Source organism: Psychroserpens sp. S379A, assembly GCF_049800755.1.
Classification (GTDB): domain Bacteria; phylum Bacteroidota; class Bacteroidia; order Flavobacteriales; family Flavobacteriaceae; genus Psychroserpens.
On sequence record NZ_JBNAFQ010000004.1, the window covers coordinates 21,961 to 35,976 of the forward strand.

15 protein-coding genes are annotated in these 14,016 nt (G+C 32.6%); 10 read left to right on the top strand and 5 right to left on the bottom strand.

Annotated elements, in window-relative coordinates; translation table 11 throughout:
• The first annotated feature begins 19 nt into the window (after positions 1-19).
• Entirely contained in the window at positions 20-415 is a 396-nt protein-coding gene (locus tag ACP15M_RS10700; RefSeq protein ID WP_425077211.1) for an SRPBCC family protein, read from the top strand.
• Here ACP15M_RS10700 and ACP15M_RS10705 read toward each other — a convergent pair.
• Entirely contained in the window at positions 412-1,143 is a 732-nt protein-coding gene (locus ACP15M_RS10705; RefSeq protein WP_425077212.1) for a biotin--[acetyl-CoA-carboxylase] ligase, read from the bottom strand. The genes ACP15M_RS10700 and ACP15M_RS10705 overlap by 4 nt on opposite strands.
• Before the next feature lie 95 nt (positions 1,144-1,238).
• Here ACP15M_RS10705 and rsfS point away from each other — a divergent pair, with 95 nt between their 5' ends.
• From rsfS to ACP15M_RS10745, 8 genes are all read left to right on the top strand, one after another.
• On the top strand, positions 1,239-1,610 hold the full coding sequence (gene rsfS, locus ACP15M_RS10710) for a ribosome silencing factor (protein ID WP_425077213.1): 372 nt from the start codon (positions 1,239-1,241) through the stop codon (positions 1,608-1,610).
• A 32-nt stretch (positions 1,611-1,642) separates the two neighbouring features.
• Positions 1,643-3,631, top strand: coding sequence for an ATP-dependent zinc metalloprotease FtsH (gene ftsH, locus ACP15M_RS10715; protein WP_425077214.1), 1,989 nt, complete (start codon positions 1,643-1,645; stop codon positions 3,629-3,631).
• 104 nt (positions 3,632-3,735) lie between these two features.
• Complete coding sequence (locus ACP15M_RS10720) at positions 3,736-4,341, top strand: LUD domain-containing protein (protein WP_425077215.1); 606 nt, start codon at positions 3,736-3,738, stop codon at positions 4,339-4,341.
• Positions 4,342-5,163, top strand: a complete 822-nt coding sequence (locus ACP15M_RS10725; protein ID WP_425077216.1) for a phosphatidate cytidylyltransferase — start codon at positions 4,342-4,344, stop codon at positions 5,161-5,163. It begins immediately after the preceding gene.
• Positions 5,153-5,806: a phosphatidylserine decarboxylase family protein gene (locus ACP15M_RS10730; protein WP_425077217.1), complete on the top strand. Its 654-nt coding sequence runs from the start codon at positions 5,153-5,155 to the stop codon at positions 5,804-5,806. Before ACP15M_RS10725 ends, ACP15M_RS10730 begins: the two co-directional genes overlap by 11 nt.
• A complete protein-coding gene (locus ACP15M_RS10735) occupies positions 5,803-6,069 on the top strand; it encodes an acyl-CoA-binding protein (RefSeq protein WP_425077218.1) in 267 nt (88 codons plus the stop codon). The genes ACP15M_RS10730 and ACP15M_RS10735 overlap by 4 nt, the downstream gene beginning before the upstream one ends.
• 31 nt (positions 6,070-6,100) lie before the next feature.
• Entirely contained in the window at positions 6,101-7,180 is a 1,080-nt protein-coding gene (locus ACP15M_RS10740) for an NADH:flavin oxidoreductase (protein WP_425077219.1), read from the top strand.
• Positions 7,181-7,299: 119 nt separating this feature from the next.
• Positions 7,300-7,524 carry a hypothetical protein gene (locus ACP15M_RS10745; RefSeq protein ID WP_425077220.1) on the top strand — a complete coding sequence of 75 codons (225 nt, stop codon included), beginning with the start codon at positions 7,300-7,302 and terminating at the stop codon, positions 7,522-7,524.
• Between the two features lie 161 nt (positions 7,525-7,685).
• On the opposite strand, the gene ACP15M_RS10750 is transcribed toward ACP15M_RS10745, so the two are convergent.
• Positions 7,686-8,600 carry a dimethylarginine dimethylaminohydrolase family protein gene (locus tag ACP15M_RS10750; RefSeq protein WP_425077221.1) on the bottom strand — a complete coding sequence of 305 codons (915 nt, stop codon included), beginning with the start codon at positions 8,598-8,600 and terminating at the stop codon, positions 7,686-7,688.
• A 63-nt stretch (positions 8,601-8,663) separates the two neighbouring features.
• Positions 8,664-9,950 carry a citrate synthase gene (locus tag ACP15M_RS10755; protein ID WP_425077222.1) on the bottom strand — a complete coding sequence of 429 codons (1,287 nt, stop codon included), beginning with the start codon at positions 9,948-9,950 and terminating at the stop codon, positions 8,664-8,666.
• 174 nt (positions 9,951-10,124) lie between these two features.
• Between ACP15M_RS10755 and ACP15M_RS10760 the strand changes: the two genes are divergently transcribed.
• Positions 10,125-10,910 (top strand): DUF481 domain-containing protein, encoded by a 786-nt coding sequence (locus ACP15M_RS10760; protein WP_425077223.1) that lies wholly within the window; start codon positions 10,125-10,127, stop codon positions 10,908-10,910.
• Positions 10,911-11,157: 247 nt separating this feature from the next.
• Here ACP15M_RS10760 and eno read toward each other — a convergent pair whose 3' ends face one another.
• Together eno and carA are read right to left on the bottom strand one after the other, a co-directional pair.
• Positions 11,158-12,450 (bottom strand): phosphopyruvate hydratase, encoded by a 1,293-nt coding sequence (eno, locus tag ACP15M_RS10765; RefSeq protein ID WP_425077224.1) that lies wholly within the window; start codon positions 12,448-12,450, stop codon positions 11,158-11,160.
• A 260-nt stretch (positions 12,451-12,710) separates the two neighbouring features.
• Positions 12,711-13,814 (bottom strand): glutamine-hydrolyzing carbamoyl-phosphate synthase small subunit, encoded by a 1,104-nt coding sequence (carA, locus tag ACP15M_RS10770; protein ID WP_425077225.1) that lies wholly within the window; start codon positions 13,812-13,814, stop codon positions 12,711-12,713.
• Positions 13,815-14,016 lie beyond the last annotated feature (202 nt).

A 14,016-nucleotide genomic window follows, 5' to 3' on the forward strand; every position in this document is an offset into this window, starting at 1 on the left:
GAAATTAAAATTATAAAGAATGAATTTAGAATCACCTAAAACAACTATACCTAAATCGGCTAATGATACGTTTAACTTCTTATCTGATATAAAAAACTTCGAAAAACTAATGCCAGAAAACATTAGCAAATTTGAAGTTCTTGATGATGACAAGTTTCTCTTTGCTTTAAAAGGCATGCCAGAAATTGTACTTAAAAAGAAAGAAGTTATCTCTCCAAACAAAATCGTATTAGGAGCTGCTGGAGGCAAGTTAGACTTTTCACTTACTGCTAATATAACTGAGGTTGATGACAACACAAGTGAAGCTCAATTGAATTTTGAAGGCGAATTTAATGCCATGATGGCAATGATGATTAAAGGTCCAATTACTAAGTTTATTGAAACTTTGTCAACTAATATTTCAAAAGCTATTTAGTATAGCAATTGAACCTCTTTAAGTTCAAACAACTTTAAAACATCATTTTCAACCAATACTTGAAGATGACCAGATTTACTTACGCCTTTAATGTAGCCTGTAAATAAATTATCCTTTTTATCTTTAAACGTTGAAGGCTTATTCTTTCTAAACAATTTGCTTTCATAAGCTTGTTTTAACGCTTTAAACGATTTTGATGCAATAAACGAAAAGTAATGCTTCATTTGGTTTAAAACTTCTTGAAGCACTTCTTCTGTATCAAAATATTGACCTGAAATTAAAGTCATAGATGTAGCATTTGGCAAATCTTTGAATGACGTTTGGTTTATATTAATCCCAATTCCAATAATAGATGACTTTATTTTGTTTTGTTTTATGACATTTTCAATCAAAATTCCGCAAAGCTTTTGTTGTTCTGACAAAATGTCGTTAGGCCATTTAATCTTGAGAGTGCGCATTTGAAAGGTTTTTAAAGCATCAAAAACAGCCAATGACACAGCCATACTAATATAAAACTGTTGTTCAATATTTAAGTCATTTACTTCTTTAAAGACACTAAACATAAGGTTTTTAGCATTTTCAGATTGCCAATGTGTGCCCATTTGCCCACGACCATTAGTTTGATGTTCGGTAACAACAACCGTAAAATCATCAATAGATTCTTCTGCACTAAGCTTGCGCAAAAACGAATTTGTAGAGTCAATGGCATTAAGTTTGATGATACGCATATAGTGTGCTAAAAAACTTTAAGAATTTCTTATTAAGTATTAATCTGAATAAGACTAAAAAAAATAATAACTTTGCACAAAATTAAATCAATTTAATGGCGAAAAAAAATACGAGCCCAGACGAACTTATAGCAACAGTAATTGCTGGAATTGAAGATGTAAAAGGAAAGGAAATTACAATTCTAGATTTAAGAGAAATTGAGAATACAGTTTGTGATTATTTCATTATTTGTGAAGGAACTTCGAATACCCAAGTTAACGCCATAGTAAATTCTATACAAAAAAAGGTAAGTAAAGAGCATAGAGATAATCCTTGGCATGTTGAAGGTGTTGATAATGCCGAATGGGTTTTAATGGATTATGTGAATATCGTTGTACATGTGTTTCAAAAACACATTAGATCTTATTACGACATTGAAAGTCTTTGGGGAGATGCAAAAACAACTGTAATCGAGACTAGTTACTAATAAAATTAACCACATAGTGGTATCTATAAATAATGGCAAAAGACAATAAAAACTTAAACAAGAAACCTAAATTAAATCCGTATTGGATTTACGGCATTATCATCGCAGCATTTTTAGGTATTCAATTATTTTCGGGTGGATTTGGTGGATCTACATCAAAAAAAATAAACCCTTCAGAATTTTTTGAATACTTAAACCAAGGTGATGTTGCACGACTTGTAATTGTTAACAGACAAGAAGCTAGAGTTTACTTGACTAAAGAAGCGCTTCAGCAAGAAATACATAAAAAATCGAAACCAAACAATTTATTACCTTCTGTAACTCCACAACCAAATTATACATTTGAGTTTGGTGAATTAGAATTATTTCAGAAGAAAATAGAAGACGTCACTAAAGAGAATAATAACATTGATGTTCCTGTATCTTTTGTTACTGAAGAAAATCATTTAGGAAACTTTTTGTTTTCATTATTGCCTTTTATTTTAATTATTGGTGTTTGGATTTTTATCATGAGACGAATGTCTGGTGGAGCTGGTGGTGGAGCTGGTGGACAAATTTTCAATATCGGAAAATCTAAAGCCAAACTATTTGATGAAAAAACCGATATCAAAACCTCATTTAAAGATGTTGCTGGCTTAGAAGGTGCAAAAGAAGAAGTACAAGAAATTGTAGACTTCCTTAAAAACCCTGAAAAATACACTTCATTAGGAGGTAAAATTCCTAAAGGTGCTTTATTAGTTGGTCAACCAGGAACAGGTAAAACCTTATTAGCAAAAGCTGTTGCAGGTGAAGCAAAAGTTCCTTTTTTCTCCTTATCTGGTTCAGATTTTGTTGAAATGTTTGTTGGTGTTGGTGCTTCTAGAGTTCGTGATTTATTTAAACAAGCTAAGGAAAAATCACCAGCTATTATTTTTATAGATGAAATTGATGCTATTGGTAGAGCTCGTGGAAAAAGTAATTTTTCTGGTTCTAATGATGAACGTGAAAATACTCTAAACCAATTACTTACCGAAATGGATGGTTTTGGCACTAATACAAACGTAATTGTATTGGCTGCAACAAACAGAGCAGATGTGCTTGATAAAGCACTTATGCGTGCTGGACGATTTGATAGACAAATTTTTGTTGACCTTCCTGATGTTAGAGAACGTAAAGAAATTTTTGAAGTTCACCTAAGACCTATCAAACAATCTGAAAAATTAGATGTCGATTTCCTAGCCAAGCAAACACCAGGTTTTTCTGGTGCTGATATTGCAAACGTATGTAATGAAGCTGCTCTTATTGCTGCTCGTAATGGCAAAAAAGCGGTTGGAAAACAAGACTTTTTAGATGCTGTAGATAGAATTGTAGGTGGTCTTGAAAAGAAAAATAAAATCATTACTAAAGAAGAGAAAAAAGCCATCGCATTTCACGAAGCTGGTCATGCTACTGTAAGCTGGATGTTAGAACATGCTGCACCTTTAGTAAAAGTAACCATTGTACCTCGTGGACAATCTCTTGGAGCTGCTTGGTATTTACCTGAAGAACGTTTAATTGTGCGTCCTGAGCAAATGCTAGACGAAATGTGTGCTGCCTTAGGTGGTAGAGCTGCCGAAAAAGTGATCTTTAATAAAATTTCTACAGGTGCATTAAGTGATCTTGAAAAAGTAACCAAACAAGCAAGAGCAATGGTAACTATTTATGGCTTGAGTGATAAAGTTGGTAACTTAACGTATTATGATTCTTCAGGACAATCTGAATATGGTTTTACAAAACCTTATAGCGAGCAAACTGCCGAATTGATAGACAAAGAAATTTCAGACATCATTGAAAAGCAGTACCAACGTGCCATTAATTTGTTAGAGCAACACAAAGACAAATTAACCGAATTGGCTGAAGTGCTTCTTGAGAAGGAAGTTATCTTTAAAGATAATCTTGAAAAGATTTTTGGAAAACGCCCTTTTGAAAAACAAGAACTAGTTGAACCAAAAAATAGCACGATAACTCAAAATTTAGAAGCATCAAAATCTGAAGAAGAGTAAATGCCTAAAACCTTATAAAAAACTTAAATTAATGAACCATTAATTTAAGTTTTTTTATATTTGATAAATACTATATTAAATCTAGATTAATAGTAATTCTTTAAATGAGTCTATTTCGTAAAATCTTCGGTTTAAAAGACACACCTGAAGACCACATAAAAAGCGAAGAGAGAGGCAAATATATGCCAGAAATAAAGCTGCCCATAGACGAACAATTCACAATAAATTTTAAAGCAAATGGAGGTAAATTCTTGTATTGTGAAAATATGCAAGAAGTAAATACTAGCCTTAAAAACATACTTGAAGAAAATAATTGGAACGACCAAAACGTATTAATTTTTGACGAACGCCTTAATGATATGTTTAAAGACTTCAATCTCAAGTCTACTAAAGTAGTTTCAGAAAGCACTTATTTTCTCTCAACTTGTGAATACCTTATATCAGACGATGGCTCACTTTTAATTTCTTCTAATCAAATTGCAGAAAAAAAATTAAAAGAGTTGCCTACTAACTTTATTATATATGCAACTACTAGTCAGTTTGTTCAAAATATTGGTGAAGGCTTAAGAGGTATAAAAGGAAAAAACAAAGACAAAATTCCAACAAACATTACCACAATTAAACACTTCAAAACGATTGAAGACAAAGATTTTCTTACCTATGGAAGTAGCTCAAAAAATTTATATTTGCTACTATTAGAAGATTTATAGATGAAAGAAATCCTTACACGATCATTCTCTGGACTATTATATGTTATACTTCTTATCACTGCTTTGTATTGGCAACATGCATCTATAATTCTCTTTTTCCTTTTTGGCCTAGTCGCTTTAGCTGAATTAAAAAAGCTAATCAACCTTAAGAGTTTTTTTCCATATATCGTATTTACAATTTTATATTTAGGATTTGCCTATTGGAAACTTATTTCTAACACATCAAGAGGTCATGACGAAGCCACACAAATTTTATTAGTGATCACCATCTTTGTACAGCTTATTCTGATAAAAGATCTATTTTCTGAAAAAACCATTCCTTTATTTGAATCCAAACGTTTTATCATTACCACATTTTACCTCTCAAGTGGCTTTGTGTTTTTAATTTCCATCGCAAATTTTAATCAAACCTTTACACCTCTTTTACTATTAGGCGCTTTTATTCTAGTTTGGGTTAATGACACTTTTGCCTTTTTGGTAGGAAAAAACTTTGGTAAGCAGAAACTATTCCCAAGTATTTCACCAAAAAAAACGGTTGAAGGTTTTCTAGGAGGTTTATTCTTTTCTTGCATTGCAAGCTATTTTATTGCAGAGTTTACCGAAACTCTAAACTTTACTAACTGGCTTATTCTTGCCATTATCATTAGTGTTTTCGGAACTATAGGTGATTTAATCGAATCTAAATTTAAACGCCAAGCTAATGTAAAAGATAGTGGTGTTATTATGCCAGGACATGGTGGTTTATTAGATCGTTTGGATAGTATTATCTTTGCTGCACCATTTATATTTTTATTTTTAAGACTCATTACCTATGTTTCATAAAGAAGGTTACAAAATTATTACTATAACACTAGTTCTTGTTATTGCAGGAATATTAGCTATTGATTGGTTTATTGAAATAGAATGGCTTAGACTTTTGCTATCTATAACATTTTTGGTGTTTCTTATTTTAATCTTACAATTTTTTAGAAACCCTAAGCGTCACACCAAACTTGAAGACCACACTGCTGTGTCTCCTGTAGATGGAAAAGTGGTTGTAATTGAAGAGGTATTTGAAAAAGAAGTCTTTAACGACAAACGCATTCAAGTATCTGTTTTCATGTCACCTATTAATGTGCATGTTACACGATATCCAATTAGTGGTAAAGTGAGTTACAGCAAATACCATCCAGGAAAATATCTCGTCGCTTGGCATCCTAAAGCTAGTGAAGAAAATGAACGTACTACTGTTGTTGTTGACAATAAAAATTTCGGTCAAATATTATATCGTCAAATTGCTGGTGCTTTAGCAAAACGTATTGTAAATTATGCTAAAGTTAATGATGATGCCATTCAAGGTACAGATTCTGGGTTTATTAAATTTGGAAGTCGAGTAGATTTGTTTTTACCTTTAGATGCAGATATTAAAGTAAAACTCAACCAAAAAGTAAGAGGAGGCGAAAGTATTATTGCAGAAAAAAAATGACTTCAGAAGAATTAGATATCGCTTTTAAAGATGCTGTTGAACGAATTAATGCGTACACAGAACCATTGCCAGCAGATTTCCTTCTTCGCTTATACGCTTATTATAAAAAAGCAACCAATAATTATGGTCGACCTAGTAGTAGAAAACCTATTATAAATGCTTTTAAGACTAATGCATTGTTTCAAGTTCAAGACGTCACTGAAGATGAGGCAAAAAAAATATACATCGAGTTAGTCAATAATTATTTTTTATACAGAAAATAAGAGTTTATTCTAACGTTTTATAAAAGTATCAATGCCAAAAATCAGCCAACCCATTCAATTTTCTTGTGGCGCAAAGATGCCTAATCGGTTTATGTTAGCTCCTATGACTAATACCCAAAGTCATGAAGATGGCACATTATCTAATGAAGAATATCATTGGTTAGTGATGCGAGCAAAAGGTGGATTTGGTTTAACCATGACTTGTGCTTCTCACGTGCAAGCTAACGGAAAGGGATTTCCTGGACAACTTGGCATTTTTTCTGATAAACATATTGAAGGTCACACACGTTTAGCTAATGGTATTAAAACTCAAGGAAGTTTAGCGGTTGTACAATTACATCATGCTGGCATGCGTTCACCTGAAGATTTAATTGATGGACAACCAGTGTCTGCTTCAAACATTAAAAAATATAACACTCGTAGTTTATCGTTAGAAGAGATTCACCAACTTAAAGACGATTTTATAGCTGCAGCAATTAGAGCAAAACAAAGCGGTTACGATGGCGTTGAAGTACATGGAGCTCATGGTTATATTTTAACTCAGTTTTTAAGTTCAAAAATCAATTCTCGAACTGATAATTATGGTGGAAGTTTAGAAAACAGAGCACGTTTACTTTTTGAAATCACTAATGGCATTCGAGCTGCTTGTGGTTCTGATTTTTTATTGGGTGTTCGACTATCTCCTGAACGGTTTGGTATGAAACTCAAAGAAATTACAACCATTTGTAAACGCTTTATCGATGAAGATCAAATAGATTTCTTAGACATTTCACTTTGGGATTGTTTTAAATATCCTGAAGAAAATGAGCACAAAGACCAAACCTTGCTAGAACATTTCACCAATATTGATTTTAAAAACGTTAAACTAACAGTTGCTGGACATATTAGAACTGCAAAAGACGTAAAAAACATACTCGATACTAAAGTCGATTTTGTAACGATTGGTCGAACTGCTATTCTACACCACGATTTTCCTAAACAAGTTTTAGCCAATTCAAATTTTGAACCAACTCCTACTCCAGTCACTAAAAACTATTTACACAATGAAGGTTTGAGTGATAAATTTGTAACGTATATGAAGCGTTGGGAAGGATTTGTAGTTGAAAACTAATTAACTCTTATACGTAGTTCTACGTATAGATATCATCTTGAAAATTATTAACTTAGTTAATAATATGGAAGCATTTCCGTATCTTACTTATTAGCAAATTTTAATCAAAGACATTAATTATGAATAAGCTTCTAAAATTCAGTTTTCTTATTATACTATCTTGTTTCTTTTTTAACTGTTCATCCGATGATGATAACAGTGATAATTGCCCAGAAAATATGATAGTTGATATTAACGATCCAGAAAGTATCGCTCAAGCAGAAGCATGTGGCTTAGAACCTGCAGGACCTCTTGGTCGTTTATCTAATTCTGATAGTTATGAAAATTTATATATTTATGAATAAATCTAATTTCATAGCCTTTAAATAAAAATTAATAGAATTTGCTAATTTGTTTTTGCTCAAAAAATCCTGCAAATTTTCATCTAGTTGGTTGTCTTTTTTCCATTTTGTTTAGTGAGCACAACACAAACCACACACAAAAATCGGTTAAACGAATTCACAATCTAATCCCTTATTAAAGGCATTGTACTACAACGCAACAAACCTTCTTGTTTTGCTATTTCTGCATAAGGTACTTCTTCAACTGTAAATCCATTATCACGAAGCCAAGTGTTTAATCTGGTGAAATTACGTTCAGAAATAATAACCTCTTCAGAAATGGAAAAGATATTACTATTCATGTTATACATTTCCTCTTTGGTTATTTCAAACACGTTTTCCTTTCCGAAAAAATCAGCCAACCATTGGTATTCACTTTCTACAAGAAATCCGTTTTTATGAATAATGGCTTTGTCTTTCCCAATAGGCTGAAAACAACAGTCTAAATGCAACGCATTGTCTTTAGGTTCAGTATTAGATTTACGCAACTCAAAGGATTTGACTGTTTTATGAGGAAACAATTCTTGAATGGCAATTACAGCATCCATATTAGTACGAGCAGTAATATAATTTGAATAATCTTCACCAGAATAGGTGCCAATAAAAATATAGTCATTCCAAGGCATCACGTCTCCTCCTTCAACATGACATTCTTCAGGCAACGTGATTCGGTTTTCTTTCGGAATTTGATTCCAAACGTGCTCTACAGCTTCAATCTCACGATCGCGATCAGGCAATATATTTGCAAAGACAAACTTATCATCAATAACAAATGAAATATCTCTGGCAAAAATTTGATTGTAATCTTTAATAATTTCTGGTCGATATACTTTGACATCATACTTTTTTAAGACTTCAGCAACAGCTTCCATTTCTTTAACCATATCGACTTCTTTAGGATAGGTTCCTGCTTTGATATGTTCGGCAGATTTTGGATCGTAAGTGTCTTGTAATTTGGGTGTTGGACCATTGCTTTCTGCGGTTCCTAAAACTACTGCTCGAAGACGAGAAGTTTCATTTTGAATGTGAGGTTGTATCATAGTGACAAATATAAAAAAAGCTTCATAATCTCTTATGAAGCTTTATATCTTAAATGAAAGAAACTATCTTTCGTTTATAGTTTTAAATGGTCTGTAAGTTTCTCCAGTGTATAATTGACGTGGACGACCAATTGGTTCTTTACGTAAACGCATTTCACGCCATTGTGAAATCCAACCAGGTAAACGTCCTAAAGCAAACATTACTGTAAACATTTCAACAGGAATTCCCATAGCTCTGTAAATGATACCTGAGTAAAAATCGACATTTGGATATAATTTTCTATCTACAAAATACGGATCTTCTAAAGCCTCTTTTTCTAAACCTTTAGCAATATCTAGAATTGGATCTTCAACACCTAAATCACCTAAAACCTCGTCTGCCGCTACTTTAATAATTTTTGCTCTAGGATCGAAGTTTTTATACACGCGATGACCAAATCCCATTAAACGGAATGGATCTTCTTTGTCTTTTGCCTTTGCCATATACTTTTTAGTATCTCCTCCATCTTCTTTTATAGCTTCCAACATTTCTAAAACCGCTTGATTTGCGCCTCCATGAAGTGGTCCCCAAAGTGCAGAGATTCCAGCTGCCAATGATACAAATAAACCAGCATGTGATGATCCTGTAATTCTAACTGTTGATGTAGAACAATTTTGCTCGTGATCTGCATGAAGAATTAATAACTTATCAAGTGCATTTACCAAAATTTCGTTTTGCTCATACTCTGTACCTGGTCTTTTGAACATCATTTTTAAAACGTTCTCAACATATCCTAAACTATCATCACCATACTCTAAAGGTAAGCCTTGTTTTTTACGCATCGTCCAAGCAACCAATACTGGGAATTTTCCTAAAATACGTACAATAGCGTTATACATATCTTCCTCAGATTCTACATCTACTGATGAAGGATTAAACGCTGTTAAAGCACTCGTTAGCGAAGATAACACTCCCATTGGGTGAGCCGACTTTGGAAAAGCTTCAATAATTTTCTTTACATCATCATCTACTACTGAATGATGCTTAATATCTGAATGAAATATATCAAGCTCTTCTTGTGTTGGCAATTCTCCAAAAATAAGAAGGTAAGCTACTTCTAAAAAATCGGCTTTTTCAGCTAACTCTTCAATAGAATAACCTCGATATCTTAAAATTCCTTTTTCTCCATCAAGAAAAGTAATAGCACTTTCACAACTTCCTGTGTTTTTATAACCTGGATCAATTGTAATAACACCACCTGTTGCACCTCTTAAGGTTTTTACATCAATAGCAACTTCATTTTCTGAGCCTACTACTAATGGGAATTCATATGATTTTCCATCGATTTCTAATGTAGCTTTATCTGACATATATTTTTGTGATTTTAATTTGTTTAAAGTATTGCAAAATTACAAAATATATAAGGATTTATAAAGTCTATTTACAATGCTTTTAACAATTACGATATTGATAAAATAGATATTATAATTTTTAACATTTTATAATTCCTAAAGCGATATTGAATTATTGAATTTAAACCCTAAATGGTATTTTTGCCATCTAAATTAGACACATTTATGCGCAAGTTGTTTATAATTCTTTTCTTTTTAGGCTCTTTATCTCAAGCTCAAGTGATAAACGTAGAAACATTACGTAAATCTTCAGATACTACAAAATGGACTGGTTCTGTTAGTTTAGATATTTCGCTAATTAAAAACACCAATGATATTTTTAGAATTGCTAATAAAGCACACATTCAATATAAAGACAGTATGAATCTTTGGTTGTTTGTAAATGATTTAAATCTTCAAAAAATTGAAGGAAACTCATTGGTAAATAGAGGTACTCAGCATTTAAGATATAATCGAAAAATCTCAAAAAAAGTAAAATGGGAAGCCTTTATTCAATCACAATACGATGCTATATCAGATATTAATCTTAGAGCATTAGTAGGTACTGGTCCGCGTTTTAAACTGAGTGAAAATGATAATTACAAGTTTTACTTAGGGACTTTGGTTATGTATGAATATGAAAAAGCTTCTGAAGGTATTCCTGACCGATTGCAACAAGATGTTAGAGGAAGTACGTATTTGTCGTTTAGTATCTATCCTACAGAAACTATAAGTATTATTAGTACGAGTTACTATCAACCTAGAGTAGATAAATTTAAAGATTACAGAATATCGAGTAACACGTCGTTACTGTTTAAAATATTAGATGATTTAGCATTTAAAACTACCTTTAATTACTTTTTTGATGCAGTTCCTGTAAGTGATGCTATACCAAAAACTCAATATGAGTTAACCAATGGATTGTTGTATACGTTTTAGAAAGATTAAACTATTAAGACTTCTTAGAATTTTAGACCATTAGACGAGTTAGAAACACTTCGCCTTAAATGTTTTTAATTATTTAGATATCTAAGAGTTGCCATTTAGAAGATGTTTTTATGATTGAAGAATCTAACAAAGTGTGAGATTCACCGTTTCACTCTGAATCACATTAACATTTTTCATAAAAGCAAAAAACCTACTCGAATTAACGAATAGGTTTAATTATGTACTAGAATATTGAGTCTTACTTCACCTTAAATGCATTCATCTTTGGAAAGTAAGCCACTTCGTCTAACTCTTCTTCAATACGTAATAACTGATTGTATTTTGCCATACGATCACTACGTGATGCAGAACCTGTTTTAATTTGTCCTGTGTTTAAAGCCACAGCTAAATCGGCAATGGTATTATCTTCGGTTTCACCAGAACGATGCGACATGACAGATGTATAACCTGCATTATGTGCCATATTTACTGCTGAAATGGTTTCGGTTAACGTTCCTATTTGATTAACCTTAATTAAAATAGAATTTGCGATTCCGTTTTCAATACCACGAGATAAACGCTCGACATTGGTTACAAATAAATCGTCGCCAACCAATTGTACTGTATCTCCAATCTTATCGGTTAAATATTTCCAACCTTCCCAATCGTTTTCGTCCATACCATCTTCAATAGAAATAATTGGATATTTTTCTGAAAGGCTCGCTAAGTAATCGGCTTGTTCTTCACTAGTTCTTACCTGACCTGAATTACCTTCAAAAATGGTGTAATCATACTTTCCATCTTTATAGAATTCTGCTGAAGCACAATCTAAAGCAATCATGATATCATCTCCTAATTTATAACCTGCATTCGAAACCGCTTTTGCAATAGTTTCAAGCGCATCTTCGGTTCCTCCTTCTAAGTTTGGAGCAAAACCACCTTCATCACCAACTGCAGTACTTAAACCTCTATCGTGCAATACCTTTTTTAGATGATGGAAAATTTCTGTTCCCATTTGCATCGCTTGTGAGAAATTTTCAGCTTTCACAGGCATAATCATAAATTCTTGAAACGCAATTGGTGCATCACTATGCGAACCTCCATTAATGATATTCATCATAGGTACTGGAAGAGTATTTGCTGAAACACCTCCAACATAACGATATAATGGCATACCTAATTCGTTAGCAGCAGCTTTTGCAGTTGCCAAAGACACACCTAAAATGGCATTAGCACCTAATTTAGACTTGTTTGGTGTTCCATCTAAATCGATCATGAGTTGGTCTATTCTATTTTGATCGAATACAGATTCGCCTAATAGTTCTTGTGAAAGAATTGAATTTACATTATCTACAGCCTTAGAAACACCTTTTCCCATATAAGCATTTCCTCCATCACGAAGTTCTACAGCTTCATGTTCTCCAGTTGAAGCACCAGAAGGTACAGCAGCTCTTCCCATGACACCATTTTCGGTAATGACATCAACTTCAACAGTTGGATTTCCTCTTGAATCTAAAATTTGTCTTGCATGAATATTAATAATAATGCTCATTGTTTTTGTTTTGATTATTGAAAATTAGTTTTTATCAGTTTGAGTGACAAATCATAGATTTGTTGTATCAAAAACTTAGAAAACTATCTAAGGTTTCTCGATACATTATGCTGAAGCATAATACTCGAAGTGACGTGTACGCAAAATTACAAAATAGTTATCCTATAATCTATGCTGAATATTCAGAATTACATTATATTTTAACCATAATATTGCTGTAACGAAAAAGCAACGAAATTTTAAAATCGTTGCTTTTTTTATTAGTTGTTTTTGATGTTATTAATAAACTCATCAAATAAATAGGTTGAATCGTTTGGTCCTGGACTTGCCTCAGGATGATATTGTACTGAAAAACAATTTTTATTTTTTAGTTTAATTCCTGCTACAGTATGATCGTTTAGATGCACATGCGTAATTTCTATATCTGGATGCGCTTCGGTTTCTTCTCTGTTAATTGCAAAACCATGGTTTTGAGATGTAATTTCGCCTTTAGTCGTAATTAAATTTTGAACAGGATGATTGATTCCTCTATGACCATTATGCATTTTATAAGTTGAAATTCCGTTTGCTAAAGCAATCACTTGATGTCCTAAACAAATACCAAATAAAGGTAAATCGCGTTTGATAATTTCTTTTGCGACGTCTTGAGCTTCAACTAAAGGTTCTGGATCTCCTGGTCCGTTTGACAAAAAGTAGCCATCTGGTTTAAAAGCTTCTAAATCTTCAAACTTTGAATTGTATGGAAATACCTTAATGTAAGCATCGCGTTTAGCCAAATTACGAAGAATGTTCTTTTTAATTCCGATATCTAATGCTGCTATTTTGTAAGTTGCATTTTCGTTACCAAAAAAATATGGTTCTTTAGTTGACACTTTAGAGGCTAACTCTAAACCTTCCATACTAGGTACTTCTGCTAGTTGTTGTTTTAGGTTTTCAACATTATCTACATCTGTTGAAATTACAGCATTCATTGCGCCATGATCTCTAATATGACTTACTAAAGCTCTTGTATCGACATCTGAAATTGCTAACAGATTGTTATCTTCTAAAAATTCTTCTAAGGATTTATCTCCTCCAGGACGAGAGTAATTAAAGCTAAAGTTTTTACAAATTAATCCTGCAATTTTAATAGAGTCTGATTCTACTTCGTCGGCTTTAGTTCCATAGTTTCCAATATGTGCATTGGTTGTTACCATGAGTTGTCCGTAATACGAAGGATCTGTAAAAATTTCTTGGTAACCTGTTGTTCCTGTATTGAAACAAACTTCGCCAAAGGCAGTGCCTTCTTTGCCTATTGATTTGCCATGAAAAATGGTTCCGTCTGCGAGTAAGATTAAAGCTCTTTTACGTTTTAAGTATTTCATATTAGTGTGTTGTGTTGTCGTAAAATTGTATGTTGCTTAATTTAAGTTGCGTTAAGGATTAAGGCAGTTGTTGGAGCTCTTTTTTATATTTTGATTACGCGTTTTAGTACGAAATGATATAAAAAAAGCGACTGCCGAAAGCCTGACGCTTTAAAGCGTTTAGCGTAAAAGCGTAACGCCCAAAATATGTTTACAAAAATCT